Below are 26842 nucleotides of genomic sequence, written 5' to 3'. Positions count from 1 at the left end.
TATTTATGAATGTTAAGATCGCCGCTTTGTGATTTTCGAGGAAAGCGTTGTGCGCAAATTGGTCTGGATGGTCGCGGCACTGGCATTGGCGGGATGTGGTGAAGGCAAGAGTGTAGACGTGCAGAAGCCGAAAACGGCCGTCGCGGCCGCACCTGCGGCGGCGTCCGCCCCGCAATGGGACCTCGAAGTACGCGGCGAAACACCTCAGGCTGTCAGTGATCTGAGTGGCTGGTTGATCGAGCATGCGTTCGTGCCGACCGTGATCAAGGACAGCAGCGGCAAGACGCGGATCCTGATTGGTCCGTTCAACTCCCAGGCCGACGCGCAAGCGCGCAAGGTAGAGGTGGATGCGGCATTGGTGAAGGCCAAGAAGCAGAACGTCGAGTCGGTGCTCGTCGAGCATCCGCTCGCGCCGTAAGCAGCACTTTCAGCGGAGCGGCCTAAAGGACATCGCGGGCGATTCGTCTTATACGAGTCAATCACGATTTCCCGAAGGAGCTCCGCATGGCCTCCGCCGCTCCCTACAAACTCTTCAATGCGGTTTTGCACCGCAAGACGCTGGTGAGTCCGCACATGATGCGGATCACGCTCGCCGACCCTTCGATAGGTGGCATGGCCACTTGGGCGCCGGATCAGCGCGTCAAGCTGTTCTTTCCTGCTGAGGATGGAACTCCCGCAAATCTTGCGCAGGAAGAGGGCTGGTACGCCCGTTTTCGCTTGATTCTCGCGAGTCGTCGACCAGCAATGCGCACTTACACCATCCGTCATTTGCGCGCCGAACAAGGTGAGGTCGACATCGATTTTGTCCTGCATGGCGAGACCGGCCCCGCTTCGCGCTGGGCGCTGCATGCGCAGCCGGGAGCGTCTTTGCAGATTCTCGCTCCCGACAGAGAGTTTTCGGCGCAGGACGCCGGAGGGTTCGAATGGAAACCGCCGCAGGTGCTCAAGGAGGTTTTGCTGGTGGCCGATGCCACGGCATTGCCGGCCGCCATGGGCATTCTTGACGAGTTGGCTGCCATGGCTGAACCGCCTCAGACTCAGGCGTACTTTGAAGTGGACAGCGTGCCAGACATGCTCCCGGTGCCGGATTGGTCTGGGCTGTCGGTGCAGTGGCTGGTTCGCGATCAGGCGCCAGAAGTAGTGGCTGGGGCGCTGATGGTAGAGGCAGTGCAGCAGGCGTTCCTGCCGGCAGAGGATTCATCGGTCGGGCAAGCTGCCGAACTCGCCGAAGTCGATATCGACAAAGACGTTCTCTGGGAGATCGCCAACACGGCCCCTGAAGGATTTTATGGCTGGATTGCCGGAGAAAGCGCAGCGGTCATGCGTCTGCGCAAATACCTGATCAAGGAGTGCGGTATCCCCCGCGAGTCACTCAATCTGATGGGCTATTGGCGCTACAACAAGGCTGGCAGCTAAAAACAAAAAAGGCCTCGAACATCACGTTCGAGGCCTTTTCTTTTGCGCTGAAGAATCAGCCGCAGGCTTTCAGGTTTACCGGGCCGACAAATTCATTGCCGCGTCCCATCACGCACGCCACGCTCTGATTGCGTTGACGTTCCCAGTCCTGCACTGGATAAGTTTTGTCCCACGCTTCGTACAGTTGCCGATCCTGTTTCGACAGGCGCAAGCCGTACTGCTTGCTCATGTAGAAATAGGTGCGCGCGATCATGCCGCGAATCGACGGACGCGGCATGACCTTCTTGGCCTTGAAGTCGACCTGGGTCAGGCACGAGCCGTACTGCCCGGATTGCACCGGCAGCCAGCCATAACTGAAGTTGCTGCGGTCACCGTTGACCTCACCAATGCTCGGCACCAGGTTGTGCAGGTCGGCTTCGGCTTTCTGGTAGCTCGGGTCATAGCGGGTGCAGTTCTTGCGCCCGCCCGACTGCCAGCATTGACGCTGGTGACCGAACTCCCACGCCGGGACGATGTGTTCCCATTCGATGCGTGAAGCACGCTTGGCATTCTTGCGCGGCACGTAACCGCATGCCTTCAAGTCCACCTTGTTGCCGGTGTACTTGCACCCGCAGTAAAACTCGGTGGACTGCGGTGCATAGAGTTTCCAGGCGGCCTTTTTGGCCTCGGTAAAGGTGCGGGGCGCGCCAGCCTGGGCGCCAAAAGCGATGAACAGCAGCAGCAAAGCAAAACAGCGGACACTCATTGAATCAATCTTCCTTCGGCACAACCCAAAAAATCTGCACGCCGCCATCGTCGCGATAGGCGAGTGTGACGTTGTCGTTCTCGTCGATTTCCTCGAGCAGTTGCTCCCATGCATCCACAGGCTCGTCCGGCAGGCGGAAGATCAGTGCGGCTTTGGCTTTTTGTGCGGTAGGAGAATTGATGATTTTCTGAACGCGCATGCCCATGCGTTCGTAAGCGTCAGGAGCATCAGGAGAGGTGGCCACGAGGTTATCCTTATTAAGCTGTACGTGCATACAGTATTTAACTGTAAGCATTTTCGCAACTGCTTAAAATTCAAGAAAATCCTCTGACAGCGCTTTTCCGATTTTGGTGTAGGTCGGGTCGATTATTTTGTATGAAAAAGTCGCGCTCAGCGTAAGTGGCAGCACCACCCGCCGCACGGGCGAGTGGTGAGCAGGTTGCCCGACCCGAAAGGGTCAGGCGAGGGCCAATCAATATTCCCAGAACATCCGCTGCAGTTCTTTGCTGTCGTTGGTTTTGGTCAGGGCGACCATGGCCAGGATCCGGGCCTTTTGCGGGTTCAGGTCGTGAGCGACCACCCAGTCGTACTTGTCGTCAGGTTGTTCGGCGTTACGCAGAACGAAACCACCGGCGTTGACGTGGGAAGAACGGATGATCTGCACGCCGTCTTTACGCAGGGCTTGCAGAGATGGCACAACGCGGGAGGACACCGAACCGTTGCCGGTACCGGCGTGGATGATGGCTTTGGCGCCGGCCTGGGCCAGGGCCTTGTAAGCGGTGTCATCGACGTTGCCGTAGGAGTAGGCGATTTCTACGTCAGGCAGGCTCTTGATGTTCTTGATGTCGAATTCCGAATCCATGGTGTGACGCTTGGCCGGCAAGCGGAACCAGTAGGATTTGCCTTCAACCACCATGCCCAGCGGACCCCAAGGGCTTTTGAACGCCTCGGTCTTGATGTTGATCATTTTGCTGACGTCGCGACCGGACTGGATCTCGTCGTTCATGGTTACCAGCACGCCTTTGCCGTGCGCTTCTTTGCTGCTGGCGACGGCGACGGCGTTGTACAGGTTGAGCATGCCGTCCGCCGACATGGCGGTGCCCGGACGCATCGAGCCGACCACGATGATCGGCTTGTCGGTTTTTTCCACCAGGTTCAGGAAGTACGCGGTTTCTTCCAGGGTGTCGGTGCCGTGGGTGATGACGATGCCATCGACGTCTTTGCTGTCGGCCAGTTCCGATACGCGGCGACCCAGTTGCAGCAGGTTGTCGTTGGTGATGCTTTCCGAAGCGATCTGCATGACTTGTTCGCCACGCACGTTCGCCAGTTTGCTCAGTTCGGGGATGCCGGCGATCAGTTGTTCAATCCCGACTTTGGCCGCTTGATAGGTGGCGCTGTTGGCTGCGCTGGCGCCGGCACCGGCAATGGTGCCGCCCGTGGCAAGCACCACGACGTTGGCGAGTTTGGTCTGGGTTTCGACTTCTTTTGCCTGAAGGGCAGTGGGCAGGAGCAGGAGGAGGGCCAAAGCGCCCGGAACCAAGGTGTTGAAAGCAGATTTCATTATTTTTCTCTCTAGTAGTGAGACGGTGCTGATGCAGGTTCATCTAGATGCGCCCCGAGCCGATCTGAATGCCCGGGGTGCAGGCTAGGGAGCAGGATCTGTACCAGTGCTACTTTGCTTTAGAGAAATGTTTAACCTGATGATTTATATCAATATTTTGTAAGTTGGCGGATTCTTGAATGAATGGCTTATCCGGGTTTCCGAACAAAAGAAGCTTTCGTGTTCGGTTCACCGAAAGGGACTGCACCTCCTGGCGACCGCAACGGCTTGCCGGTTCAGTTTTTCCGCTAAAGAAACCCGTCAGCAGGCCGATGGCTGTGGAAGGAAACGTTTATTTAGGGAGTTCACATGTCACTGACGATCGGTTTTTCAAATCCCGGCTCAGTCACCATTGGCGGTAAAACCGCAGCGACAATCAATGCAATGAACCAGGCGGAAGCAGATGCTGCCGACGAGGCGCTTGGCGTTGAAAAAGAACCGAGCAATCAAGTTCGCACCGGTGGTCCCGCGCAAGAAGCCAGCAAGGCGGATAGCGCTGACAGCGGCGACAGTCTGAGCGTGACCGTAAAAATGTTGCTCAAGCGCATGCAGGAATTGCAGAAGCAACTGCAGGAGCAGCAACAGCAACTGGCGGCGGCTCAGGCGGCGAGCTATCCGACGCCCGAGGCCAAGTCACAGGCGGTGATGTCCGTTCAGGGGCAGATCGCGCAAACTAGCGGCGCGCTGATGGAAGTCGCAGCGGCACTGGTCAAGGAAATGTCCAAGGATTCCACCAGCGGCAACCTGGTCAGCACCACGGCTTAAGCGGTAAGGGGTGAATCAGACGATTGCGCCCCGCAATACAACGACGATTTCTGATTGTTGACAAATGTCGGCGGGATTCGCATAGTTCGGTCTACGCAAACGTTTGCGCGGCTTCCCCGGTGCACTATTATCCGGAAGAGAGCGCTGAAGCTTACGCCAGCGCGAGCGTTGCTCACAATAATCATAAGATCGGAGTGAACCCATGAAGCTGCCATTCGCTGGACGTCTTCTTGCTGTCGCTATGCTGGCTGCCGCAGCCGCCGCACTACCTGTCTCTTCGGCTTTCGCCGAGTCCCCGGAAAAACCCAAAGTCGCACTGGTCATGAAATCCCTGGCCAACGAATTCTTCCTGACCATGGAAGATGGCGCCAAGGCCTACCAGAAAGAACACTCCGCCGACTTCGACCTGATCTCCAACGGCATCAAGGACGAGACCGATACCGCCGGCCAGACCCGTATCGTCGAGCAGATGATTCTGGCCAAGGTCAACGCGCTCGTTATCGCACCGTCCGATTCCAAAGCCATGGTGCCGGTGATCAAGAAAGCCGTCGATGCCGGCATCACTGTGATCAACATTGACAACCAGCTTGATCCGCAGATCGTCAAAAGCAAAAACATCAGCGTGCCTTTCGTAGGCCCGGACAACCGCAAAGGTGCGCGTCTGGTCGGCGAATACCTGGCCAAGCAACTGAAGGCCGGTGACGAGGTCGGCATCATCGAAGGCGTGTCCACCACCACCAACGCCCAGCAACGCACCGCAGGCTTCAAGGATGCGATGGAGGCGGCGCAGATCAAGGTTGTCTCCTTGCAATCCGGTGACTGGGAGATCGACAAGGGCAACAAGGTTGCTGCGTCGATTCTCAGCGAATACCCGGATGTGAAGGCGCTGCTGGCGGGTAACGACAGCATGGCCGTTGGCGCTGTTTCCGCTGTGCGCGCTGCCGGTAAGGCGGGCAAGGTCCAAGTGGTCGGTTACGACAACATCAATGCGATCAAGCCGATGCTCAAGGATGGTCGTGTGCTGGCGACGGCCGATCAGTTCGCTGCCAAGCAGGCCGTGTTCGGTATCGAGACTGCGCTGAAAATCCTCAAGGGCGAAAAAGTCGACAGCGGCGTCAATGGCGTGATCGAAACGCCAGTCGAGCTGGTCACTAAGTAAGTCTTCCGGCGACACAACGGCGCTCGTCCGTCCGGACGAGCGCATGGAGAGTTTTTTATGTCAGTTTCCGCCCCGAACGCTGTCCTCTCGGTCAGCGGTATCGGTAAGACCTATGCGCAACCGGTGCTCACGGGCATCGACTTGACGCTGATGCGCGGTGAAGTGCTGGCGCTGACCGGTGAGAATGGCGCCGGTAAAAGCACGCTGTCGAAGATCATTGGGGGGCTGGTTACGCCCACCACCGGTCAGATGCAATTCCAGGGCAAGGACTACCGTCCGGGCAGTCGCACCCAGGCCGAAGAGCTTGGCGTGCGCATGGTCATGCAAGAACTCAATCTGCTGCCGACCCTGTCGGTGGCGGAAAACCTGTTTCTCGACAACCTGCCGAGCAACGGCGGCTGGATCAGTCGCAAGCAATTGCGCAAAGCCGCGATCGAAGCCATGGCGCAGGTCGGTCTCGACGCCATTGATCCGGACACCCTGGTGGGTGAGCTGGGGATCGGGCACCAGCAGATGGTCGAGATCGCACGCAACCTGATCGGCGATTGCCATGTGCTGATCCTTGATGAGCCGACCGCGATGCTCACTGCCCGCGAGGTGGAAATGCTCTTCGAGCAGATCACTCGTTTGCAGGCGCGTGGCGTCTCGATCATCTATATCTCGCACCGCCTCGAAGAGCTGGCGCGCGTCGCGCAGCGCATTGCTGTGCTGCGTGACGGTAATCTGGTTTGCGTCGAGCCGATGGCCAACTACAACAGTGAGCAGTTGGTCACCTTGATGGTCGGTCGCGAACTGGGCGGACACATCGACATGGGCCCGCGCAAGATCGGCGCCCCGGCCCTGACGGTCAAGGGCCTGAACCGCTCCGACAAGGTGCGCGATGTATCCTTCGAAGTGCGTGCCGGCGAGATCTTCGGGATCTCCGGGTTGATCGGGGCAGGGCGCACCGAATTGCTGCGACTGATCTTCGGCGCCGATCTGGCCGACAGCGGCACGATTGCGCTGGGTTCGCCGGCACAGGTGGTCAGTGTGCGTTCGCCGGTTGATGCGGTGAACCATGGCATTGCCTTGATCACCGAAGACCGAAAGGGTGAAGGCTTGCTGCTCAGTCAGTCGATCAGCGCCAACATCGCCCTGGGCAACATGCCGGAGATTTCCAGGGCAGGAATCGTCAATGCCAGCGACGAAATTTCCCTGGCGCAGCGTCAGATCAACGCCATGCGCATCCGCAGTTCCAGCCCAACTCAGTTGGTGTCGGAATTGTCTGGCGGCAACCAGCAGAAAGTGGTGATCGGCCGCTGGCTGGAGCGCGATTGCTCGGTGCTGTTGTTCGACGAGCCGACCCGCGGCATCGATGTCGGTGCCAAGTTCGATATCTACGCCTTGCTGGGCGAGTTGACGCGTCAGGGCAAGGCGCTGGTGGTGGTGTCCAGTGACCTGCGCGAGCTGATGCTGATCTGCGACCGGATTGGTGTGCTGTCGGCAGGGCGTTTGATCGATACCTTCGAGCGCGACAGCTGGACCCAGGATGATTTGCTTGCCGCCGCGTTCGCCGGCTACCAAAAACGTGATGCGTTGCTCAATGAAGCGGCGCCTAGGGATCTCCCATGAAAACTGCATCTTCCGCCGGCAAACGTAGTGGCAATTTCTACGGTCTGGGCACCTATCTGGGCCTGGCCGGGGCCTTGTTGGCGATGGTGGCGCTGTTCTCGATGATGAGCAGCCACTTTCTGTCCTATGACACTTTCAGCACGCTGGCCAACCAGATTCCCGATCTGATGGTGCTGGCGGTGGGCATGACCTTTGTACTGATCATCGGCGGCATCGACCTGTCGGTCGGTTCGGTGCTGGCACTTGCCGCTTCGACAGTCAGCGTGGCGATTCTCGGCTGGGGCTGGAGCGTGTTGCCGGCCGCGTTGCTCGGTATGGCGGTGGCGGCACTGGCGGGAACGGTGACCGGTTCGGTCACCGTGGCGTGGCGCATTCCGTCGTTCATCGTTTCGCTCGGTGTGCTGGAAATGGCCCGTGGCCTGGCGTACCAGATGACCGGTTCGCGCACCGCCTACATCGGTGATTCGTTTGCCTGGCTGTCGAACCCGATCGCGTTCGGCATTTCGCCGTCGTTCATCATTGCCTTGCTGGTGATATTTATTGCGCAAGCTGTGCTGACCCGCACCGTGTTTGGTCGTTACCTGATCGGTATCGGCACCAACGAGGAAGCGGTGCGGCTGGCCGGGATCAATCCAAAACCGTACAAGATTCTGGTGTTCAGCCTGATGGGGCTGCTGGCCGGGATTGCCGCACTGTTCCAGATTTCCCGTCTGGAAGCTGCAGACCCGAATGCCGGCTCCGGTCTCGAATTGCAAGTGATCGCCGCCGTGGTGATCGGTGGCACCAGTCTGATGGGTGGCCGTGGTTCGGTGATCAGCACCTTTTTCGGTGTGTTGATCATTTCGGTACTGGCCGCCGGTCTGGCGCAGATCGGCGCGACCGAGCCAACCAAACGCATCATCACCGGCGCGGTGATTGTCATCGCGGTAGTGCTCGATACCTATCGCAGCCAGCGCGCCAGTCGACGGGGCTAACAGATGGCAACGATCAAGGATGTGGCGGCGCTCGCGGGGATTTCCTACACCACGGTTTCTCACGTGGTGAACAAGACGCGCCCGGTCAGCCAGGAAGTGCGGTTGAAGGTCGAGGCGGCCATCAAAAGCCTCGACTATGTGCCGAGTGCGGTGGCGCGTTCGCTGAAAGCCAAGACCACTGCGACCATTGGCTTATTGGTGCCCAACAGTCTCAACCCGTATTTTGCCGAGTTGGCACGGGGCATCGAGGATTACTGCGAGCGTAACGGCTACTGCGTGATCCTCTGCAATTCTGACGACAACCCGGAAAAACAGCGCAGCTATTTGCGCGTGCTGCTGGAGAAGCGTATTGACGGCCTGATCGTCGCCTCCGCCGGTGGCGACATCGGGCTCGCGCAAGGGCTGGCCGGGGTGAAGACGCCGATGGTCATCGTCGACCGCGGGCTGGATGGCGTCGACGCCGACCTGGTGCGTATCGACCATGAATATGGCGCTTATCTGGCGACGCGGCATCTGCTGGAGCTGGGCCATCGCGATATCGCCACCATCGGTGGTCCGTCGAGCACCAGCGTGGCGCAAATGCGTCAGGCCGGTTTTTGTCGGGCGCTGCAGGAGGCGGGCATCAAGGTGCGGGCCGAGCGCATGCTGGAAAGCGATTTCACCAGCACTGGCGGTTACAACGCGGCGGCGATCCTGCTTGAAAGCAATCCGCCGAGTGCGATCTTCGCCGGTAACGACATGATCGGTATTGGTGTGCTGCGCGCGGCGGCCGAGCGCAATGTCCGCGTACCGAGCGAGCTGTCGGTGATCGGCTTCGACGATATCCAGATGAGTCGCTACGTGTACCCGGCGCTGACCACGGTCGGCCAGTCAATCCTGCAGTTGGGCGAGATGGCTGCCGAAGTGTTGCTGCGAAGGATTGCTACCCCGAGTCTGGTCACCGATCAACGGATCGTGACCCCGAGTATTGTCTTGCGCGAATCGACTGCGTCGCTGTCCGGCGTATTCACCGAGTACCGCTGAAACCGAATTGACGAGTAGTGATGTATGCCAGCAAATGTAGTGGTAATAGGCAGCCTGAACATGGATCTGGTCACCCGGGCGCCACGGCTGCCCAAGGGCGGTGAAACGCTGATCGGTCATTCCTTTGCCACCGTGTCCGGCGGCAAGGGCGCCAATCAGGCAGTCGCTGCTGCGCGCCTGGGTGCGCGGGTGGCAATGGTCGGCTGTGTTGGCAACGATGACTACGGCGTGCAATTGCGTGAGGCATTGCTGGCCGAGCAGATCGATTGTCAGGCGGTGAGCACGGTCGAAGATTCCAGTGGCGTGGCGCTGATCGTGGTCGATGACAACAGTCAGAACGCCATCGTGATCGTTGCTGGCGCCAACGGTGCAATGACTCCGGCAGTGATCGACCGTTTTGATGCGGTGCTGCAAGCGGCCGACGTGATTATCTGCCAGCTCGAGATCCCGGATGCAACGGTAGGGCATGCGCTCAAGCGTGCACGTGCGTTGGGCAAGACGGTGATCCTCAATCCGGCGCCGGCCAGTCGTCCGCTACCGGCAGACTGGTTTGCCGCCATCGACTACCTGATCCCCAACGAAAGTGAAGCATCCGCGTTGAGCGGGTTGCCGGTCGATTCGCTGCAAAGCGCAGAAAGCGCTGCCAACCAGTTGATCGCAATGGGCGCGGGCAAGGTCATCATTACCCTCGGTGCGCAAGGTTCACTGTTTGCCAATGGCAAAGGTTTCGAGCATTTCCCGGCGCCGAAAGTGAAGGCTGTCGATACCACCGCCGCCGGCGATACCTTCGTCGGCGGGTTTGCCGCGGCGCTGGCCAGTGGCAAATCCGAGGCCGAGGCGATCCGGTACGGGCAAGTCGCGGCAGCGCTATCTGTGACCCGGGCCGGCGCACAACCTTCCATTCCAACCATGTCCGACGTACAGGCGTTCAAACCCGCATGAAAAAGACTCCTCTGCTCAACGTCGCGTTGTCGCGGCTGATCGCCTCCCTGGGCCATGGTGACATGGTGGTCATCGGTGACGCCGGACTGCCGGTGCCACCGGGTGTTGAATTGATTGATCTGGCGCTGACCCACGGCGTTCCGGATTTTGTCAGTACCCTGAAAGTCGTGCTCAGCGAGATGCAGGTGGAAAGCCATGTGCTGGCCAACGAAATTCTCGACAAGCAGCCGACCGCCCTGGTCGCGCTGGACGAGTTGCAGGAAGAGGGCGCCCTCGGTCGGCGCGATCTGCTGACGCATGAGCAATTCAAGGTTCTCAGCCGACAGGCACGGGCGATTGTTCGTACAGGCGAATGCCAGCCGTACTGCAACATCGTGCTGGTGGCCGGGGTAACGTTCTAATCGGGTTCCGACCCTTTCATTTTCATCAGCACAAGGAATGCGCCATGCACCGCTATGCTCAAAAACTCCACCAATTGCTTCGGAGTCTGCTGCTTTTGTCTTTTATTACCGCCACCGGCGCTCAGGCTGCTGAAAAGATCGACCTGATCATCGACACCGACCCGGGTGCCGACGACGTGGTCGCTTTGCTGTTCGCCCTGGCTTCGCCGGACGAACTGAACATTCGTGCACTGACTACCGTGGCCGGCAACGTGCGCCTCGACAAGACATCGCGCAACGCGCGCCTGGCTCGCGAGTGGGCAGGACGCGAAGACGTTCCGGTGTATGCCGGTGCGCCGAAACCGCTGATGCGTACGCCGATCTACGCCGAGAACATCCATGGCAAGGAAGGCCTGTCGGGTGTCACCGTGCATGAGCCGAAAAAAGGCCTGGCCGAAGGCAATGCGGTCAACTACCTCATCGACACCCTGAAAAAAGCCAAGCCGCACAGCATCACCATCGCCATGCTTGGCCCGCAAACCAATCTGGCGCTGGCGCTGATCCAGGAGCCGGAGATCGTCAATGGCATCAAGGAAGTGGTGATCATGGGCGGTGCGCACTTCAATGGCGGCAACATCACCCCGGTGGCTGAATTCAACCTGTTCGCCGACCCGCAAGCGGCGGAAGTGGTACTCAAGAGCGGCGTGAAACTGACCTACCTGCCGCTGGACGTGACCCACAAGATCCTCACCAGCGACGCACGCCTGAAACAGATCGCTGCACTGAACAACAACGCAAGCAAGATTGTTGGCGACATTCTCAACGAGTACATCAAGGGTGACATGGAGCACTACGGCATCCCGGGCGGCCCGGTGCACGACGCTACCGTCATCGCTTACCTGCTCAAGCCTGAGCTGTTCACCGGTCGTTCGGTGAACGTGGCCATCGACAGCCGTGAAGGGATCACCTTCGGCCAGACTGTCGTTGACTGGTACGACGGCCTGAAACAACCGAAGAATGCATTCTGGGTCGAGAACGGCGATGCGCAGGGCTTTTTCGATCTGCTGACCGAGCGTCTGAAGCGCTTGAAGTAAGGCATGAACCCGCAGGTGCCAGCCTGCGGGTCGCTACTCCCTCTCAGCGTCCTGCGCGCCCTTGTTCTCGTGTTGATAGCGTTCGAAAACCTGGGCGATAAACGTCTGCGCACCTTGGGTGCCCATGGTCTTGACCAGCAGATCAATGCTGATCAACGCCAGCTCCTCCGAACTGCCCGGGCTATACGAACTGTGCCCTTTAGGCCAAAGAACCTTGATGTCGGCGGTGATGCTTACAGTGCTCATGGATGTGCTCGAAAAGTCAGGAATGTCTGCGTCCGAGTTAACCATTTTGGCGGGCGTTTGGCACTGCGACTTAGGCATGAGCGCGGCGCTATGCGACACTTGGTCTTTTCCGGCTGATCCAAGGAATGTGATGTGCAGATCGATTTGAACACCGCCGATGGCCTGACACTCGACGCGGTGCGCCAGTTGCTGGCGTCGGCCAGCGATGATGAGCACACGCAACTGCGCGTGACCAAGGGTGGGATTGCCTATATTTCTTCTGGTGTGACCGGCGGGCAGGATATTGATGGCCTGCTGTTTCGCCTGGAGACTTGGGCCAAGGGTTCTGGGTATGTCGGCAACGTCGCGGCCAGCGATGAAGTCTGGGTGATGCAGATTTTCAACGCGCTGAAAGACAACTGGCCGAATCCACCGCTCGATTACATCGACATCTATTGAGCTGCGTTAATATTCGGTGACGATTGCGTGAGGATGCGGTGCGCGCACTTCAGGCAGACTCGGCGTTTTTCCGGATCGTGGGGCAGGGTGGCAGCACTTGTTGTGAAACCAAACGCCGGATTGGCGATCGCACGATCTCAGCTTAACCATTTGAAAAAAGGAGGCTTCATGCCTTTGAAGTTCGCGTCTCTGGGTGCACTAATGGCCGTTGCCATGTTGGCCGGTTGCAGCACAACCTCCAGCGAGTCGGCAAAGGATCCTGTGGCGACCGATGCTGGTCATAGCCGCTGTGAAGCAAAGGCAGCGGAGTTTGCCATCGGTAAAAAGGCTTCGCCGGAACTGCTCGATCAGGCTCGTGCCAAGGCTGGCGCGCAAAACGCCCGCTTCCTCAAGCCAACTGACATGATCACTCTGGAGTACCGTTCCGATCGCTTGAATCTGAACACCGACAACAACCTGGTGGTCACTCGCGTCAACTGCGGCTGATCGCAGACCGCTTTAGTTGCAGGCATAAAAAACCCCGTCACATGGACGGGGTTTTTTTAGTGCGCCAGGAAATTACTCTGGGCGAACTTGTGCAGCTTGCATACCCTTTTGGCCTTTCTCAGCCACGAAAGAGACGGTCTGGCCTTCTTTCAGGCTTTTGAAACCGTCGGATTCGATAGCTTTGAAGTGTACGAACAGGTCGTCACCGCCACCTTGAGGAGTGATGAAGCCGAAGCCTTTTTCATCGTTGAACCATTTAACGGTGCCGGTTTGGCGATTAGACATGGTGTATCTCCAAGAAACATATATTTTCAGTAGTACTGTGCTGCTCAGGCCAACTGGGCACACCGGAGTATCATAGTCGAAATGTTCGCTTTGGTAGCCCCCCGGACGTGCTGTTTGCTTTCATATTGCATCGATTTCAACCTCTGAAATGTCTGCAAGCCCCGGTTTCAGTGGCTTTCAGCCGAGTGAAGAGGGTGTAAAAAAAGCTATAAAACCTGCGTAAATTATCGATTTCGGGGTCTTTTTGGCGGTTTTCAGCCTGCTGGACGCCCGAAAAAACATTCGTCAGCGCTTATTTCTGCACACGGCAAACCGAGATTTCTTTCAGTGCGCGCTGACCCAGTTCACCACTTGGCGGGGTGTTCTTGTCCATCAGTTGCGCGATCTCTTGCGTGGTGAATTTCTTTTCCAGAACGTCGGCACCGCAAGCGCAATGTTTATTGGCTTCGGCCGGATTGACGCTCTTGCTGGCTGCGGCGGTGCAGTCGTTCATGTATTGGGCTTTGACGCCGGCAGGCCAGGCCGCGTTGGCGCTCAGCGGCAGCAGCAGGGCCAGCGGGGCCGCGAAAGCAAAAAGTCGGATGAGGCGCATGTCGGAAACTCCTTGGGTTGATATCGGCGACGATTCTCAGCCTATTTGAGGCAAAGCGTATATCCCAAGTTCACTTCGCGCCGCAAAAATGCGCAAATCAGCAACACCTCAATTCGATGACGTCGATGACCGCTCATCTGTGCTAGCATGCCGGGCTCAAGCGTTCTCAGGCTCCGGATGGCCTTCAGCCCCGGCAGCGGTCAGCGTGCGAAAATTCTGATTTGAATCCCAGTCACTCTGGTTCGGTTTTCCGGTTGGCCGCAAGGCTCCTGCCGCTGTAAGGCAGGCGTTCGTCATTGAATGGCCTGGATCGGATCTTGTACTGGCTCATCCCAACCCACGTGACCTTTGGTAGGGGTCACCACTAGGAGAGGAGGCGCCATGCCAACTATTACTCTTCCCGACGGCAGTCAACGTTCATTCGATCACCCGGTTTCCGTAGCCGAGGTCGCCGCATCCATTGGTGCCGGTCTGGCCAAGGCCACCGTGGCCGGCAAGGTCAACGGCAAGCTGGTCGACGCCTGCGACATCATCGACAGCGACGCGACGCTGCAAATCATCACGCCAAAGGATGAAGAGGGGCTGGAGATCATTCGCCACTCTTGTGCGCACCTGGTTGGCCACGCGGTCAAGCAGCTGTACCCGACTGCGAAAATGGTCATCGGCCCGGTTATCGACGAAGGCTTCTATTACGACATCGCCTTCGAGCGTCCTTTTACGCCGGACGACATGGCCGCCATCGAACAGCGCATGCATCAGCTGATCGACAAAGATTACGACGTCATCAAGAAAGTCACTCCGCGCGCCGAAGTGATTGAAGTGTTCAAGGCCCGCGGCGAAGACTACAAGCTGCGTCTGGTCGAAGACATGCCGAACGAACAGGCCATGGGCCTGTACTACCACGAAGAATACGTCGACATGTGCCGCGGCCCGCACGTGCCGAACACGCGTTTTCTGAAATCCTTCAAGCTGACCAAGTTGTCCGGCGCCTACTGGCGCGGCGATGCCAAGAACGAGCAATTGCAGCGCGTTTACGGCACAGCCTGGGCTGACAAGAAGCAGCTGGCGGCTTACATCCAGCGCATCGAAGAAGCGGAAAAGCGCGATCACCGCAAGATCGGCAAGCGCCTGGGCCTGTTCCACACCCAGGAAGAAGCGCCGGGCATGGTGTTCTGGCACCCGAACGGCTGGACTCTGTATCAAGTGCTCGAGCAGTACATGCGCAAAGTGCAGCGTGACAACGGCTACCTTGAGATCAAAACCCCGCAAGTGGTTGACCGCAGCCTCTGGGAGAAATCCGGGCACTGGGCCAACTACGCCGACAACATGTTCACCACCGAGTCGGAAAGCCGCGACTACGCCATCAAGCCGATGAACTGCCCATGCCACGTGCAGGTGTTCAATCAGGGCCTGAAGAGCTACCGCGAGCTGCCGATGCGTCTGGCTGAGTTCGGTGCGTGCCACCGTAACGAGCCGTCGGGTGCGTTGCACGGCATCATGCGTGTGCGCGCGTTCACTCAGGACGACGCCCACATTTTCTGCACCGAAGAGCAGATGCAGGCCGAATCCGCGGCGTTCATCAAGCTGACCATGGACGTTTACCGCGATTTCGGCTTCACCGACGTCGAGATGAAACTGTCCACTCGTCCGGAAAAACGCGTAGGTTCCGACGAGCTGTGGGATCGCGCCGAAGCGGCACTGGCTGCAGCCCTTGATTCTGCGGGTCTGCCGTATGATCTGCAGCCGGGTGAAGGTGCGTTCTACGGTCCGAAAATCGAGTTCTCGCTGAAAGATTGCCTCGGTCGCGTCTGGCAGTGTGGTACCTTGCAGCTCGATTTCAACCTGCCTGTCCGTCTGGGCGCCGAATACGTCTCCGAAGACAACAGCCGCAAACACCCAGTGATGCTGCACCGGGCGATCCTCGGTTCGTTCGAGCGTTTCGTCGGGATTCTGATCGAGCATTACGAAGGTGCATTCCCTGCGTGGCTGGCGCCAACCCAGGCAGTGATCATGAATATCACTGATAAACAGGCAGATTTCGTCGCTCAGGTTGAAAAAACTCTCAACGAAAGCGGATTTCGTGCCAAGTCCGACTTGAGAAATGAAAAGATCGGCTTTAAAATCCGCGAGCATACTTTGCTCAAGGTTCCCTATCTTTTGGTTATCGGAGATAAGGAAGTCGAGATGCAGACTGTCGCTGTGCGTACTCGTGAAGGTGCTGACCTGGGCTCGATGCCCGTCGCCCAGTTCGCTGAGTTTCTCGCGCAAGCGGTTTCCCGGCGTGGTCGCCCAGATTCGGAGTAATTATTATTAAGCGTGAAATGAGACAAGATAAACGAGCTGCACCGAAAGCCCCGATCAACGAGAATATCTCGGCACGCGAGGTTCGGTTAATTGGCGCTGATGGCGAGCAGATTGGCATCGTCTCGATTGATGAAGCGCTTCGTATTGCTGAAGAAGCAAAGCTTGATCTGGTAGAAATCTCTGCTGACGCAGTCCCACCGGTTTGCCGGGTGATGGACTACGGCAAATCGATCTTCGAGAAGAAGAAGCAGATTGCAGCAGCGAAGAAAAACCAGAAGCAGATTCAGGTAAAAGAAATCAAGTTTCGTCCAGGGACGGAGGAAGGGGATTACCAGGTAAAACTGCGCAACCTGGTACGTTTCCTGAGTGACGGGGACAGGGCCAAGGTATCCTTGCGATTCCGCGGCCGTGAGATGGCCCACCAGGAGCTGGGGATGGAACTCCTCAAGCGGGTTGAAGCTGACCTGCTCGAGTACGGTTCGGTCGAACAGCATCCTAAGATGGAAGGACGCCAGCTGATCATGGTCATCGCCCCGAAAAAGAAGAAGTAATCAACAGGGCACGGCAGGCCTTCTGATTATGTTTATCAACTGAATGCGGAGTATCCGAACATGCCAAAAATGAAAACCAAAAGTGGTGCTGCTAAGCGGTTTCTGAAAACTGCTAACGGTATCAAGCACAAGCACGCTTTCAAGAGCCACATCCTGACCAAAATGTCGACCAAGCGTAAGCGTCAACTGCGCGGTAGCAGCTTGCTGCATCCGTCTGACGTGGCAAAAGTCGAGCGCATGCTGCGCCTTCGTTAATTTTAGTCAAGAATAGAGGAAGTAACTCATGGCTCGTGTAAAGCGTGGCGTCATTGCCCGTAAGCGTCACAAAAAAATTCTGAAACTTGCTAAAGGCTACTACGGCGCACGCTCCCGCGTATTCCGTGTTGCCAAGCAAGCGGTAATCAAGGCAGGCCAATACGCCTACCGTGACCGTCGTCAGAAAAAACGTCAGTTCCGCGCTCTGTGGATCGCTCGTATCAACGCTGGTGCTCGTGTTAACGGTCTGTCCTACAGCCGTTTCATCGCTGGCCTGAAAAAAGCGTCCATCGAGATCGACCGTAAGGTTCTGGCTGATCTGGCAGTGAACGAAAAAGCGGCGTTTGCTGCGATTGTCGAGAAAGCTAAAGCCACCTTGGCTTAAGTACCCCCGACAGTCACCCGGCCTCACCTCTGTGGGGCCAGGTGTTAAACGTCATAAATAGGGGAAGAGCCTTCAAGCTCTTCCCCTATTTTGTATCTGGAGTCTGTACATGGAAAACCTGGATGCGCTGGTCTCTCAAGCACTAGAGGCTGTGCAAAGCGCTGAAGATATCAATGCCCTGGAGCAAATCCGGGTTCAATACCTTGGCAAAAAGGGTGAATTGACTCAGGTGATGAAGACCCTGGGGAATTTGCCGGCAGAAGAGCGTCCGCAAGTCGGCGCCCTGATCAACGTTGCCAAGGAGCGTGTTACAGGCGTTCTCAATGCGCGCATGGCTCTGTTTGAAGAAGCCGAACTGGCTGCCAAACTGTCTGCCGAATCCATTGACGTGACGTTGCCGGGCCGTGGCCAGACCTCCGGTGGTCTGCATCCTGTGACCCGGACTCTGGAACGAGTCGAGCAGTTCTTCACCCGCATCGGCTACGGCATCGCCGAAGGCCCTGAGGTCGAAGACGACTATCACAACTTCGAAGCGCTCAACATCCCAGGCCATCACCCGGCCCGGTCGATGCATGACACCTTCTATTTCAATGCGAACATGTTGCTGCGCACCCATACCTCGCCGGTACAGGTCCGCACCATGGAGTCCAAGCAGCCGCCGATCCGCATCGTCTGCCCAGGCCGTGTGTATCGCAGCGACTCCGATATCACCCACTCGCCGATGTTCCACCAGGTCGAAGGCCTGCTGGTCGATCGCGACATCAATTTCGCCGACCTCAAAGGCACCATCGAAGAATTCCTGCGGGTGTTCTTCGAAAAAGAGCTGGCCGTCCGTTTCCGTCCTTCGTACTTCCCGTTCACCGAGCCATCCGCTGAAGTCGACATGGAATGCGTGATGTGCAGCGGTAAAGGCTGCCGCGTCTGCAAGCAGACCGGCTGGCTGGAAGTCATGGGTTGCGGCATGGTGCACCCGAACGTGCTGCGCATGTCCGGCATCGATCCGGAAGAGTTCTCCGGTTTTGCCTTCGGCATGGGTGTCGAGCGTCTGGCAATGCTCCGTTACGGCGTGAACGACTTGCGTCTGTTCTTCGACAACGACTTGCGGTTCCTCGCGCAATTTCGCTAGTCGTAACGAATTCTTAGGAGAGCAGGATGAAATTCAGTGAACAATGGCTGCGTGGTTGGGTTAGCCCGCAGGTAAGTCGCGACGAGCTGGTTGCTCGTCTGTCGATGGCGGGTCTGGAGGTCGATAGCGTGACCCCGGCCGCCGGTGTATTCAGCGGCGTGGTCGTCGGCGAGGTGCTGAGCACCGAGCAACACCCTGATGCCGACAAGTTGCGTGTGTGCCAGGTCAGCAATGGCGCGGAAACCTTCCAGGTCGTGTGCGGTGCGCCAAACGTGCGTCCGGGCCTGAAGATTCCGTTCGCCATTATCGGTGCCGAACTGCCGGGCGACTTCAAGATCAAGAAGGCCAAGCTGCGTGGCGTCGAGTCCAACGGCATGCTGTGCTCGCAAGCCGAGCTGCAGGTCGGTGAAGGCAACGACGGTCTGATGGAACTGCCGGCCGATGCGCCGGTGGGCGAAGATTTCCGTGTGTACCTGGATCTGGAAGATGCCAGCATCGAGGTCGACCTGACCCCGAACCGTGGCGACTGCCTGTCGCTGGCCGGTCTGGCCCGTGAAGTGGGTGCGCTGTACGACACGCCGGTCACTCGCCCGGTGGTCATGACCATTCCGGCTGTGCACGACGAAGTGCGTCCGGTAGAAGTGCTGGCGCCTGCCGCCTGCCCGCGTTACCTGGGTCGTGTCATCCGTAACGTTGATCTGTCCAAACCAACCCCGCTGTGGATGGTTGAACGTCTGCGCCGCGCCGATGTGCGCAGCATCGACGCTGCCGTCGACATCACCAACTACGTGATGCTTGAGCTGGGTCAGCCACTGCACGCTTTCGATCTCGCCGAAATCAATGGCGGCATCCGCGTGCGTATGGCGGAAGAGGGTGAGAAGCTGGTTTTGCTCGACGGTCAGGAAGTCAGCCTGCGTAGCGATACCCTGGTGATTGCCGACCACACCCGCGCTCTGGCGATTGCCGGCGTAATGGGTGGCGAGCACAGCGGTGTGTCCGCAACCACTCGCGACGTTTTCCTGGAAAGTGCGTTCTTCGATCAGATCGCTGTGGCGGGCAAGGCTCGTTCCTACGGCCTGCACACCGACGCCTCGCACCGTTACGAGCGTGGCGTGGACTGGCAACTGGCCCGTGAAGCCATGGAGCGCGCCACTGGCCTGCTGCTGGAAATTACCGGTGGTGAAGCCGGCCCGATCATCGAGACCGTCATTGAACAGCACCTGCCGTCGATCGCGCCGATCACCCTGCGTGCGCAGCGCATCACCCAGATGCTGGGGATGGAAATGGATTCGGCGCAGGTCGAGCGTCTGCTCAGCGCCTTGGGTCTGAAGATTTCCGCTGACGGCGCAGGGCAGTGGCGCGTAGAAGTGCCAAGTCACCGCTTCGACATCAGTCTGGAAGTCGATCTGATCGAAGAGCTGGCGCGTCTGTACGGCTATAACCGTCTGCCGGTTCGTTACCCGCAAGCGCGTCTGGCGCCGCAAGCGAAGGCTGAAGCACGCAGCGAATTGCCTGAGCTGCGTCGTCTGCTGGTAGCCCGTGGTTATCAAGAAGCGATCACTTACAGCTTCATCGATCCGAAACAGTTCGAACTGTTCAACCCGGGCGTTGAGCCGCTGTTGCTGGCCAACCCGATTTCCAATGATATGGCTGCCATGCGTTCCTCGCTGTGGCCGGGCCTGGTCAAGGCGTTGCAGCACAACCTGAACCGCCAGCAGGATCGCGTGCGTCTGTTCGAAAGCGGTCTGCGCTTCGTCGGTCAGCTGGAAGGTCTGAAGCAAGAACCGATGCTGTCGGGTGTTGTTTGCGGCAGCCGTCTGCCGGAAGGTTGGGCGCAGGGTCGCGACACCGTCGATTTCTTCGACGTGAAGGCTGATGTTGAAGCGGTGTTGGGCTTTGCCGGTGCACTGGATACCTTCACTTTCACTCCGGGTAAACACCCGGCGCTGCACCCGGGGCAAACCGCGCGCATCGAACGTGACGGGCGTGAAGTCGGCTTTATCGGTGCGATTCACCCCGAGCTGTCCAAAGCCCTGGGCCTGGATCGTCCGGTCTTCGTCTTCGAGCTGGTTCTGGCTGAAGTCGCTTCCGGAAAAATGCCGCAATTCCATGAGTTGTCGCGTTTTCCTGAAGTGCGTCGTGACCTTGCACTGATCGCGCACAAAGACGTCGCGGCCTCGGCTGTACTGGACGTAATCCGTGAAAATGCAGGCGAATGGCTCACGGATCTCAGGCTGTTTGACGTGTATCAGGGTAAAGGCATTGATCCTGATAGAAAAAGCCTTGCAGTTGGCTTGACCTGGCAGCATCCATCGCGCACTCTTAATGACGATGAGGTGAATTCGACGACGCAAAATATCCTCACCTCGCTCGAACAAAGGTTGAACGCCACGTTAAGGAAGTGACGTATGGGGGCTTTGACGAAAGCTGAGATGGCGGAACGTCTGTATGAAGAGCTGGGCCTGAACAAGCGGGAAGCCAAGGAATTGGTTGAACTGTTTTTCGAGGAAATCAGGCACGCTCTTGAAGACAACGAGCAGGTCAAATTGTCCGGTTTCGGCAATTTCGACCTTCGGGACAAACGCCAGCGGCCTGGCCGCAACCCGAAAACGGGGGAAGAAATCCCGATCACGGCTCGCCGTGTGGTCACCTTTCGTCCAGGGCAGAAGTTGAAGGCCCGAGTTGAGGCTTATGCTGGAACCAAGTCATAACGACGAACTACCCGTCATCCCGGGCAAACGCTACTTCACCATTGGTGAAGTCAGCGAGCTGTGTGCGGTAAAACCACACGTGCTGCGCTACTGGGAGCAGGAGTTTCCTCAACTCAACCCCGTCAAACGCCGCGGAAACCGCCGGTATTATCAGCGCCAGGATGTGCTGATGATCCGGCAGATCCGCGCGCTCCTTTACGATCAGGGATTCACCATCGGCGGCGCACGCTTGCGTCTGTCCGGTGATGAAGCCAAAGACGACACCACCCAGTACAAGCAAATGATCCGCCAGATGATCGCTGAGCTTGAAGATGTACTGGTGGTGCTCAAGAAATAAAAAGCTGCGTTTGAATACTTCCAGTTTTCAAAAGCTTGCGATATATTCTTGAGCGCTCTTCGAGACGAGGGGCGGGTTTCAAACTAGTCGGGGCGTAGCGCAGTCCGGTAGCGCACTAGCATGGGGTGCTAGGGGTCGAGTGTTCGAATCACTCCGTCCCGACCATATATTTCAATGACTTAGCCCAGCTCTAGCCAGTTGGGCTTTTTCATGCGTAGGGAGTTTTTCGGGATTCATCTAAGCCGATCATCTAGATCGGCTTTTTTGTGCCTGCGCAAAACCCACGCAAAAAAGGTCGCTGGATGAAAAGTTTGGATCACTTGATAGACAAGGGAGTCCGGCTGCGCAGCCATTTGATGTCGGGTTGATACTCTGCCTGCCAGGGCTGAAGATGCTCGCTCAAATACACGAATGTTGCAGGCCACATCTTTTCCGTCATTGGTTCATAAGAAAATGGATAAGTTATCTCGCTTGAACTCGCTTTTGATTCAGCACAATGCGGTCGTTTCGCTGAATATCGAAATTCAAGACTTCAAGTACAACCTGGCCTTGACGATGTCGTCGCTCGATGACGCAGCAGAAAGCGCTATCACTATAAATTTTCAGGATGTCAGTGCGCTTGATCTAAGTGGATTTGGCGGCGGATTGACTCAATTCATGGAGCTCGTCGTTACCCGAATCGATCGTGGGCTCGACAGAATCAGATATGAATTAAGAGACGTAGAGGACGAAAAAATTTCCTTCTACTTCTTTACCTTCAGCGAGCCGAGCCATGTGCAGCAGTATTGCGGGGTTTGATAGACCGTACTGTCAGTGCGCTCGCCTCTGAAGCGCCACTAAATATTGGCGATCGGGTGCCGATACTCAGTCATCTAAATTCCGATCGAGCGAAGGCGCATGGACATCAGCAATACCAGCAGTGAATATCAAAAGCCGAAAAATCTTGCCGGGCTGGGCCGTCGCTGGGGTGGGCAGATCATCGATACGTTGATCACCTACTTTTTGATCCTCTTCGTAGGACGGCTGGCGGAGTTTATTGGTTTGCCGCCAAATGTGGTGGCTGTCCTGGCTCTTGGTACGGGTGTGGCGTATTACCTGTTTTCCGACGCAATGCCCAACGGGCAAAGCCTGGGTAAAAAGCTGCTGGGGATGTCGGTGATTGATGAGCGTAGCTACTTGAACTGCAATCTGTATCAATCGTTCATACGCAATATCACAACGCCGTTTCTGAACATCCTCGACTGGATTTTCATCTTCTTTGGCTCGCGCAAACGCCTGGGCGACATGCTTGCGTCAACAATTGTGATTCGTGTCAGGTGAGTCAAGTGGGGCGACGGCAGTCGCCCAAGTGTTAAGGTTTCGAATCTTGCTGAATATCCTCCGAGTCACTGGAGGTTGCGGCGTCCTTCTGCGTTTCTTGCGGTTCGGCGCCGGAGTTTGAGCCTGACGCTTCTTCGCCTTTTTTATTGGCTTTTTCCTCGTTGGACTCTGAGCTTTGCGCCTGATTTGTGCCGGAGGAGGCTGTCGGTGTTGCTGCCGAACTGGTCTGCGTGAAGAGCGAGCCAGTCAACAGCAGGCTTGCAAGCGTCAGGGTTGCAATCGACTTGTTCATGATCTGAGTCTTCCGCGCGATGGGGGTAACTCTTTGGAGGCATGAACAGGCTTAAGGTGCTGGCCGTTGGACGAGCGGTAAGGTCACAGATACCCGGCCCAATGTGAAAGCAGAAAGATTTCTACCAAGCCGACCACAAACATGACTGCGACAGAGCGCCGCGAAAGCACCGCGCTATATTTAGCGGCCTTGCAAGTCGGCCCATTCAATCCCGAAGCGGCTCAGGTATTTTCTCAAGCGATCTGCATCATTCGGCTGCGCCTTGGCCTGGCGCGATACGCCGAACAGTCTGCGTCCGGCATCCGACAGGCTGTCCGCTTGCCGACATACTTCAATTACCGCCTTCAATTGCAATCGATCAAACAGGTCGAGGCTATCGGCGTCTCCCGGGAGGTCATCCGACACGCCGTCCGCTTGCGCCAGTCCCCACGCATAACGCAGTCGATCAATTTCTTCCTGCACTTGCGCCTCATCAATTCGTCCGCTGTCCGCCAGCGTGGCCATCCGGGTAATCGACGCTGACAGTTCGCGAAAGTTGCCCAGCCATGCCGCTTCGCGAGAGCTGGCGAAGGCGAGGTAGCGCCGCCGCGCTTCGAGGTTGAAGCGCACCAGTTGGCCGTGATCGCGAGCGTGACGTTCGAGCTCGAAATCGATGTTGGGCTCGATGTCTTCGCGGCGGCCGGCCAGGCCGGGCAAATCAAATGTCCAGAGGTTGATGCGCGCGTACAGATCCTCGCGGAACAGGCCTTCGGCGACGCGGCTGCGCAGATCGCGATGAGTGCCGGCGATGATCAGGAAGTCGCTGTCGACCTCCTTGTCGGAGCCAAGCGGAAAGAAGCGCTTTTCTTCGATAGCCTTGAGCAGCATCGCCTGTTCGTCCGCGCCCAGTTCACCGATTTCATCAAGAAACAACATGCCGCCGTCCGCGGCGCGCAGCAGGCCGTCGCGGGCGTTCTGCGCGCCGGTGAATGCGCCCTTGACGTGACCGAACAGAGCCGACATCGCACCGTCGCCCCGCAGGGTGGCGCAGTTCACCTCAACAAACCGGCCCTGCATTTGATGGCGGCTGCGTTTGAGTTCATAGATGCGTCGGGCGAGAAACGATTTGCCGGCGCCGGTCGGGCCGATCAGCAGCATGGGCGCCTTGGAGCGCACGGCCACGCGTTCAATCTGTTCGATGGAGCGGTTGAACGCCGCGTTACGGGTGGCGATGCCGGACTTCAAGAACTCCAGGCCCTCGAGGCGTTTGTTGGCGAAACGCGAGGCAATGCGGTCATAACGCGACAGGTCGAGGTCGATCAGCGCGTGAGTGCCGGTGGCTTGTTCATCTTCGCTTTTGCGTCGGGCGGGGGAGGTCTGGATCAGGCGCGCCGGCAGATAGCGTGCTTCGGTCAGCAAGAACCAGCAAATCTGCGCGACGTGGGTGCCGGTGGTGATGTGAACCAGATAGTCCTCGTGCTCGGTATCGAAGCTGTAGGCCGTCGTGAAGTCATGCAGTGCGCCGTAGACCTCTTCGAAATCCCACGGATTGCGCAGTGCCATGGGGTACAGGTGTACCTCGGTTTCCGGCGAGACCTGCTGGATATCGGCGCGAACCCGTTCAGCGAGGCTAATGTCGCGCGCGTCGATACCGTGAATCAGTTCCAGACGATGGATCAACACGTCCGGTTGCTGGCACAGGCCAACGCTCGGTCGCCAGTGGCTCCAGCGATTGGCGCCTTTGCCAACGCGGTCCAGGGTGGCGCCGATAAAACCGATGGCGACGGTGCGTTTGTTGGGCATGGCTATCTCAAAAGATAAATGACGATATCAAATGATAGGTTTCTCACGCTGGGTTTGTCTTCGGTTCAGCTCAAAGAAATCGATAAAAAATAAAAAAACTATATAAATCAATAAGATAAAAAATAAATTTTGCGCCTCTCAAAAACTGGCACAGCCGCTGCAATACCTATCGCAACGAACAGGACAACACAGTGAGACGCCACGATGGCCAACTTCAAACTCTTCAACACGCAATCGAAACAGCTGCCAGCCTGCGACACTTTGAATGCCTCCGGTGCCTCGGCATATGCCTACACGCCGAAGCATCAGCTGGCCCAGCTGGCGGTCACCGGTTGCCTGAACCAGACGTTTTACGCCAGCGCTGAAAGCCAGCTGGATCAAGTGTTGAAGCTGGTGGCTGAACTCGACAGCCGTTTCGTGGCGAAGGCTGCTGTCTACGCTCGCCAAAAGGGCCACATGAAAGACATGCCGGCGTTGTTGCTCGCGGCGTTGACGGCGAACCGTTCGACGCTGGTGCCTGAGGTGTTTGAACAAGTGATCGACAGCGGCAAGATGTTGCGCAACTACGTGCAGATCCTGCGCAGTGGCGCCACCGGGCGCAAATCCCTTGGTTCGCAACCCAAACGTCTGGTGCAGAACTGGCTGAACGGCGCGACCGAACGTCAACTGCTACAAGCGTCGATTGGCAACCAGCCATCGCTGGCTGATGTGGTGAAGATGGTTCACCCAAAGCCGGCTGAGGCCTGGCGCGAAGCGTTCTTCGCCTGGCTGATCGGCAAACCGGTGGATGTGCAGGCATTGCCTCAACTGACCCGCGATTTGTTGGCATTTCGCAGCGGTGCGAGTCACGAAGTACCCGCAGTACCGTTTCAACTGCTCGGCAATGAAACCCTGAGCAAAGAGCAATGGGCGGCGCAGGCCTGCAACATGGGCTGGCAGGGGTTGCGCATCAACCTCAACACCCTGGCGCGGCATGGCGCGTTCGAGGTTCCGGGTTGCGTCGAGTACGTGGCAGCGCGACTTGCAGATCCGCAAGAAGTGGCCAAGGCGCGGGTTTATCCGTACCAGTTGCTGGCGGCCTACCGGATGGTTGGCGATAACGTTCCGCTGCAGATCCGCGAGGCATTGCAGGACGCACTTGAGTTATCGCTGGCCAACGTGCCGAAGCTGGAAGGCGCGGTGGTGGTATGCCCGGACGTATCGGGTTCAATGGGCAGCCCAGCGACCGGTTATCGTCAGGGTGCAACCACCGCAGTGCGTTGCATTGATGTGGCGGCACTGGTCGCGGCGGCGGTGTTGCGCAAACAGCCAGCGGCGCGGGTGATGCCGTTCGAAGTGAAGGTGGTGGATATCAAGCTCAACCCACGGGACAGCGTGATCAGCAACGCGGAGAAACTGGCCAGGGCCTTTGGCGGCGGCACCAACTGCTCGGCGCCATTGAAGAAACTGGCAGATAGCAAGGCCAGGGTCGATACGTTGATTCTGGTATCGGACAACGAGTCCTGGATCGACACGCGGCGCCGTGGTGCCAGTGAGACCATGCTCCAGTGGGAGCGCATCAAGCGGATCAACCCGCAGGCACGGCTGGTGTGCATCGATATCCAGCCGGGTTATGCAACGCAGGCAGCCGACCGCGACGACATTCTGAATGTCGGCGGTTTCAGCGATGCGGTGTTCGATGTGGTCGAGCAGTTCACCAGCGGTCGTTACGGTGCCCAGCACTGGGTCGAAGCGATCGAGAAGATGCAATGAATTGATTTGTCACAGGCGCTGAATGCCGGTGGGACTACATCCAAGACGTCTCATCAAACCCTTGTCAGCGTGTGTGACGGCACGAATGCCTGATGGCTGTACATCTGAGGCCGGTTAACCCCGGTGCGCGGCGACGCGCAACAGTCATCAACTTTTGTCGTGCCACCTTATTGAAAAAGAAGGCAGCGAATGCAACAGGTACTCCATCGGAACGCGGGTTCGAATCCCGCCCCGGCAACGGGGGCTCGACTGGCAGAGCCACAGTGTCTGT

Annotated in this window: 31 protein-coding genes and 1 tRNA gene; 24 read left to right on the top strand and 8 right to left on the bottom strand. The window is 57.7% G+C overall.

The window, feature by feature from the left end; all coding sequences use genetic code 11:
• The first annotated feature begins 49 nt into the window (after positions 1-49).
• Complete coding sequence (locus tag HDC30_RS04095; protein ID WP_027611545.1) at positions 50-418, top strand: hypothetical protein; 369 nt, start codon at positions 50-52, stop codon at positions 416-418.
• 86 nt (positions 419-504) lie between these two features.
• Positions 505-1416, top strand: a complete 912-nt coding sequence (locus HDC30_RS04090) for a siderophore-interacting protein (protein WP_183780975.1) — start codon at positions 505-507, stop codon at positions 1414-1416.
• A 55-nt stretch (positions 1417-1471) separates the two neighbouring features.
• Here the strand turns inward: HDC30_RS04090 and HDC30_RS04085 are convergent, their stop codons facing one another.
• The 3 genes from HDC30_RS04085 to HDC30_RS04075 all read right to left on the bottom strand — a co-directional run bounded on the left by HDC30_RS04085 (position 1472) and on the right by HDC30_RS04075 (position 3722).
• Entirely contained in the window at positions 1472-2161 is a 690-nt protein-coding gene (locus HDC30_RS04085; protein ID WP_003226397.1) for an endonuclease, read from the bottom strand.
• A gap of 4 nt (positions 2162-2165) precedes the next feature.
• Complete coding sequence (locus HDC30_RS04080; protein ID WP_003226395.1) at positions 2166-2456, bottom strand: DUF1654 domain-containing protein; 291 nt, start codon at positions 2454-2456, stop codon at positions 2166-2168.
• 177 nt (positions 2457-2633) lie between these two features.
• Positions 2634-3722, bottom strand: coding sequence for an asparaginase (locus HDC30_RS04075; protein WP_027611548.1), 1089 nt, complete (start codon positions 3720-3722; stop codon positions 2634-2636).
• Positions 3723-4070: 348 nt separating this feature from the next.
• Between HDC30_RS04075 and HDC30_RS04070 the strand changes: the two genes are divergently transcribed.
• The 8 genes from HDC30_RS04070 (at position 4071) to HDC30_RS04035 (ending at position 11709) form a co-directional block, all read left to right on the top strand.
• Positions 4071-4526: a hypothetical protein gene (locus HDC30_RS04070; RefSeq protein WP_027611549.1), complete on the top strand. Its 456-nt coding sequence runs from the start codon at positions 4071-4073 to the stop codon at positions 4524-4526.
• Between the two features lie 202 nt (positions 4527-4728).
• Complete coding sequence (locus tag HDC30_RS04065) at positions 4729-5685, top strand: sugar ABC transporter substrate-binding protein (protein ID WP_003226388.1); 957 nt, start codon at positions 4729-4731, stop codon at positions 5683-5685.
• 57 nt (positions 5686-5742) lie between these two features.
• Positions 5743-7296, top strand: a complete 1554-nt coding sequence (locus HDC30_RS04060) for a sugar ABC transporter ATP-binding protein (RefSeq protein WP_183780973.1) — start codon at positions 5743-5745, stop codon at positions 7294-7296.
• Positions 7293-8270 carry an ABC transporter permease gene (locus HDC30_RS04055; protein WP_183780970.1) on the top strand — a complete coding sequence of 326 codons (978 nt, stop codon included), beginning with the start codon at positions 7293-7295 and terminating at the stop codon, positions 8268-8270. The genes HDC30_RS04060 and HDC30_RS04055 overlap by 4 nt, the downstream gene beginning before the upstream one ends.
• A 3-nt stretch (positions 8271-8273) precedes the next feature.
• Positions 8274-9293, top strand: coding sequence for a LacI family DNA-binding transcriptional regulator (locus HDC30_RS04050; protein ID WP_115989378.1), 1020 nt, complete (start codon positions 8274-8276; stop codon positions 9291-9293).
• Between the two features lie 24 nt (positions 9294-9317).
• Entirely contained in the window at positions 9318-10235 is a 918-nt protein-coding gene (rbsK, locus tag HDC30_RS04045; RefSeq protein WP_096796175.1) for a ribokinase, read from the top strand.
• A complete protein-coding gene (gene rbsD, locus HDC30_RS04040; RefSeq protein ID WP_027611553.1) occupies positions 10232-10636 on the top strand; it encodes a D-ribose pyranase in 405 nt (134 codons plus the stop codon). Before rbsK ends, rbsD begins: the two co-directional genes overlap by 4 nt.
• A 44-nt stretch (positions 10637-10680) precedes the next feature.
• Positions 10681-11709, top strand: coding sequence for a nucleoside hydrolase (locus tag HDC30_RS04035; protein ID WP_003226378.1), 1029 nt, complete (start codon positions 10681-10683; stop codon positions 11707-11709).
• Positions 11710-11742: 33 nt separating this feature from the next.
• Here HDC30_RS04035 and HDC30_RS04030 read toward each other — a convergent pair whose 3' ends face one another.
• Positions 11743-11955 (bottom strand): hypothetical protein, encoded by a 213-nt coding sequence (locus HDC30_RS04030; protein ID WP_027611555.1) that lies wholly within the window; start codon positions 11953-11955, stop codon positions 11743-11745.
• 132 nt (positions 11956-12087) lie between these two features.
• Between HDC30_RS04030 and HDC30_RS04025 the strand changes: the two genes are divergently transcribed.
• Positions 12088-12393, top strand: a complete 306-nt coding sequence (locus HDC30_RS04025; protein WP_183780967.1) for a hypothetical protein — start codon at positions 12088-12090, stop codon at positions 12391-12393.
• Between the two features lie 168 nt (positions 12394-12561).
• A complete protein-coding gene (locus tag HDC30_RS04020) occupies positions 12562-12879 on the top strand; it encodes an I78 family peptidase inhibitor (RefSeq protein ID WP_007961248.1) in 318 nt (105 codons plus the stop codon).
• A 72-nt stretch (positions 12880-12951) separates the two neighbouring features.
• Here the strand turns inward: HDC30_RS04020 and HDC30_RS04015 are convergent, their stop codons facing one another.
• On the bottom strand, positions 12952-13164 hold the full coding sequence (locus HDC30_RS04015) for a cold-shock protein (RefSeq protein ID WP_003179963.1): 213 nt from the start codon (positions 13162-13164) through the stop codon (positions 12952-12954).
• 292 nt (positions 13165-13456) lie between these two features.
• Positions 13457-13756, bottom strand: a complete 300-nt coding sequence (locus tag HDC30_RS04010; protein ID WP_003226370.1) for a hypothetical protein — start codon at positions 13754-13756, stop codon at positions 13457-13459.
• Between the two features lie 381 nt (positions 13757-14137).
• On the opposite strand from HDC30_RS04010, the gene thrS reads away from it, so the two are divergent.
• The 11 genes from thrS to HDC30_RS03955 all read left to right on the top strand — a co-directional run bounded on the left by thrS (position 14138) and on the right by HDC30_RS03955 (position 22745).
• On the top strand, positions 14138-16060 hold the full coding sequence (gene thrS, locus HDC30_RS04005; RefSeq protein ID WP_007961251.1) for a threonine--tRNA ligase: 1923 nt from the start codon (positions 14138-14140) through the stop codon (positions 16058-16060).
• Positions 16060-16611 (top strand): translation initiation factor IF-3, encoded by a 552-nt coding sequence (gene infC, locus HDC30_RS04000; protein WP_170929410.1) that lies wholly within the window; start codon positions 16060-16062, stop codon positions 16609-16611. Before thrS ends, infC begins: the two co-directional genes overlap by 1 nt.
• 60 nt (positions 16612-16671) lie before the next feature.
• A complete protein-coding gene (gene rpmI, locus HDC30_RS03995; RefSeq protein ID WP_002553160.1) occupies positions 16672-16866 on the top strand; it encodes a 50S ribosomal protein L35 in 195 nt (64 codons plus the stop codon).
• Between the two features lie 28 nt (positions 16867-16894).
• A complete protein-coding gene (gene rplT, locus HDC30_RS03990) occupies positions 16895-17251 on the top strand; it encodes a 50S ribosomal protein L20 (protein WP_002553161.1) in 357 nt (118 codons plus the stop codon).
• 109 nt (positions 17252-17360) lie between these two features.
• Complete coding sequence (gene pheS, locus HDC30_RS03985) at positions 17361-18377, top strand: phenylalanine--tRNA ligase subunit alpha (protein ID WP_003226365.1); 1017 nt, start codon at positions 17361-17363, stop codon at positions 18375-18377.
• Positions 18378-18403: 26 nt separating this feature from the next.
• Positions 18404-20782 (top strand): phenylalanine--tRNA ligase subunit beta, encoded by a 2379-nt coding sequence (gene pheT / locus HDC30_RS03980; RefSeq protein ID WP_183780964.1) that lies wholly within the window; start codon positions 18404-18406, stop codon positions 20780-20782.
• A 3-nt stretch (positions 20783-20785) separates the two neighbouring features.
• Positions 20786-21088: an integration host factor subunit alpha gene (ihfA, locus tag HDC30_RS03975; protein WP_002553164.1), complete on the top strand. Its 303-nt coding sequence runs from the start codon at positions 20786-20788 to the stop codon at positions 21086-21088.
• Positions 21069-21425: a MerR family transcriptional regulator gene (locus HDC30_RS03970; RefSeq protein ID WP_003179985.1), complete on the top strand. Its 357-nt coding sequence runs from the start codon at positions 21069-21071 to the stop codon at positions 21423-21425. The genes ihfA and HDC30_RS03970 overlap by 20 nt, the downstream gene beginning before the upstream one ends.
• Positions 21426-21513: 88 nt before the next feature.
• A tRNA-Pro gene (locus HDC30_RS03965) sits at positions 21514-21590 on the top strand.
• A 288-nt stretch (positions 21591-21878) separates the two neighbouring features.
• Positions 21879-22223 (top strand): hypothetical protein, encoded by a 345-nt coding sequence (locus HDC30_RS03960; protein WP_183780961.1) that lies wholly within the window; start codon positions 21879-21881, stop codon positions 22221-22223.
• 99 nt (positions 22224-22322) lie between these two features.
• Positions 22323-22745 (top strand): RDD family protein, encoded by a 423-nt coding sequence (locus tag HDC30_RS03955; RefSeq protein WP_097088693.1) that lies wholly within the window; start codon positions 22323-22325, stop codon positions 22743-22745.
• A gap of 31 nt (positions 22746-22776) precedes the next feature.
• Here HDC30_RS03955 and HDC30_RS03950 read toward each other — a convergent pair whose 3' ends face one another.
• Both HDC30_RS03950 and rtcR read right to left on the bottom strand, forming a co-directional pair.
• Positions 22777-23037, bottom strand: coding sequence for a hypothetical protein (locus tag HDC30_RS03950; protein WP_027611570.1), 261 nt, complete (start codon positions 23035-23037; stop codon positions 22777-22779).
• Between the two features lie 180 nt (positions 23038-23217).
• Positions 23218-24819, bottom strand: coding sequence for an RNA repair transcriptional activator RtcR (gene rtcR / locus HDC30_RS03945; RefSeq protein WP_183780958.1), 1602 nt, complete (start codon positions 24817-24819; stop codon positions 23218-23220).
• Between the two features lie 204 nt (positions 24820-25023).
• Between rtcR and HDC30_RS03940 the strand changes: the two genes are divergently transcribed.
• Positions 25024-26571 (top strand): RNA-binding protein, encoded by a 1548-nt coding sequence (locus HDC30_RS03940; protein ID WP_183780955.1) that lies wholly within the window; start codon positions 25024-25026, stop codon positions 26569-26571.
• Positions 26572-26842 lie beyond the last annotated feature (271 nt).

Source organism: Pseudomonas sp. JAI115, from assembly GCF_014200835.1.
Classification (GTDB): domain Bacteria; phylum Pseudomonadota; class Gammaproteobacteria; order Pseudomonadales; family Pseudomonadaceae; genus Aquipseudomonas; species Aquipseudomonas putida_A.
This window is presented reverse-complemented; position numbering and strand designations above follow the sequence as displayed.

Bases quoted from the DNA above. Each gene is read 5' to 3' on its own strand.
- HDC30_RS04085 (WP_003226397.1), bottom strand. From the start codon at position 2,161: ATGAGTGTCCGCTGTTTTGCTTTGCTGCTGCTGTTCATCGCTTTTGGC.
- rtcR (WP_183780958.1), bottom strand. From the start codon at position 24,819: ATGCCCAACAAACGCACCGTCGCCATCGGTTTTATCGGCGCCACCCTG.
- HDC30_RS04035 (WP_003226378.1), top strand. From the start codon at position 10,681: ATGCACCGCTATGCTCAAAAACTCCACCAATTGCTTCGGAGTCTGCTG.
- HDC30_RS04070 (WP_027611549.1), top strand. From the start codon at position 4,071: ATGTCACTGACGATCGGTTTTTCAAATCCCGGCTCAGTCACCATTGGC.
- HDC30_RS03970 (WP_003179985.1), top strand. From the start codon at position 21,069: ATGCTGGAACCAAGTCATAACGACGAACTACCCGTCATCCCGGGCAAA.
- HDC30_RS04060 (WP_183780973.1), top strand. From the start codon at position 5,743: ATGTCAGTTTCCGCCCCGAACGCTGTCCTCTCGGTCAGCGGTATCGGT.
- HDC30_RS04055 (WP_183780970.1), top strand. From the start codon at position 7,293: ATGAAAACTGCATCTTCCGCCGGCAAACGTAGTGGCAATTTCTACGGT.
- HDC30_RS04020 (WP_007961248.1), top strand. From the start codon at position 12,562: ATGCCTTTGAAGTTCGCGTCTCTGGGTGCACTAATGGCCGTTGCCATG.
- HDC30_RS03955 (WP_097088693.1), top strand. From the start codon at position 22,323: ATGGACATCAGCAATACCAGCAGTGAATATCAAAAGCCGAAAAATCTT.
- HDC30_RS04030 (WP_027611555.1), bottom strand. From the start codon at position 11,955: ATGAGCACTGTAAGCATCACCGCCGACATCAAGGTTCTTTGGCCTAAA.
- HDC30_RS03940 (WP_183780955.1), top strand. From the start codon at position 25,024: ATGGCCAACTTCAAACTCTTCAACACGCAATCGAAACAGCTGCCAGCC.
- HDC30_RS04010 (WP_003226370.1), bottom strand. From the start codon at position 13,756: ATGCGCCTCATCCGACTTTTTGCTTTCGCGGCCCCGCTGGCCCTGCTG.
- HDC30_RS04075 (WP_027611548.1), bottom strand. From the start codon at position 3,722: ATGAAATCTGCTTTCAACACCTTGGTTCCGGGCGCTTTGGCCCTCCTC.
- HDC30_RS04065 (WP_003226388.1), top strand. From the start codon at position 4,729: ATGAAGCTGCCATTCGCTGGACGTCTTCTTGCTGTCGCTATGCTGGCT.
- HDC30_RS03950 (WP_027611570.1), bottom strand. From the start codon at position 23,037: ATGAACAAGTCGATTGCAACCCTGACGCTTGCAAGCCTGCTGTTGACT.
- pheS (WP_003226365.1), top strand. From the start codon at position 17,361: ATGGAAAACCTGGATGCGCTGGTCTCTCAAGCACTAGAGGCTGTGCAA.
- rbsK (WP_096796175.1), top strand. From the start codon at position 9,318: ATGCCAGCAAATGTAGTGGTAATAGGCAGCCTGAACATGGATCTGGTC.
- ihfA (WP_002553164.1), top strand. From the start codon at position 20,786: ATGGGGGCTTTGACGAAAGCTGAGATGGCGGAACGTCTGTATGAAGAG.
- HDC30_RS04015 (WP_003179963.1), bottom strand. From the start codon at position 13,164: ATGTCTAATCGCCAAACCGGCACCGTTAAATGGTTCAACGATGAAAAA.
- rplT (WP_002553161.1), top strand. From the start codon at position 16,895: ATGGCTCGTGTAAAGCGTGGCGTCATTGCCCGTAAGCGTCACAAAAAA.
- rbsD (WP_027611553.1), top strand. From the start codon at position 10,232: ATGAAAAAGACTCCTCTGCTCAACGTCGCGTTGTCGCGGCTGATCGCC.
- pheT (WP_183780964.1), top strand. From the start codon at position 18,404: ATGAAATTCAGTGAACAATGGCTGCGTGGTTGGGTTAGCCCGCAGGTA.
- HDC30_RS04050 (WP_115989378.1), top strand. From the start codon at position 8,274: ATGGCAACGATCAAGGATGTGGCGGCGCTCGCGGGGATTTCCTACACC.
- rpmI (WP_002553160.1), top strand. From the start codon at position 16,672: ATGCCAAAAATGAAAACCAAAAGTGGTGCTGCTAAGCGGTTTCTGAAA.
- HDC30_RS03960 (WP_183780961.1), top strand. From the start codon at position 21,879: ATGGATAAGTTATCTCGCTTGAACTCGCTTTTGATTCAGCACAATGCG.
- HDC30_RS04080 (WP_003226395.1), bottom strand. From the start codon at position 2,456: ATGCTTACAGTTAAATACTGTATGCACGTACAGCTTAATAAGGATAAC.
- thrS (WP_007961251.1), top strand. From the start codon at position 14,138: ATGCCAACTATTACTCTTCCCGACGGCAGTCAACGTTCATTCGATCAC.
- HDC30_RS04090 (WP_183780975.1), top strand. From the start codon at position 505: ATGGCCTCCGCCGCTCCCTACAAACTCTTCAATGCGGTTTTGCACCGC.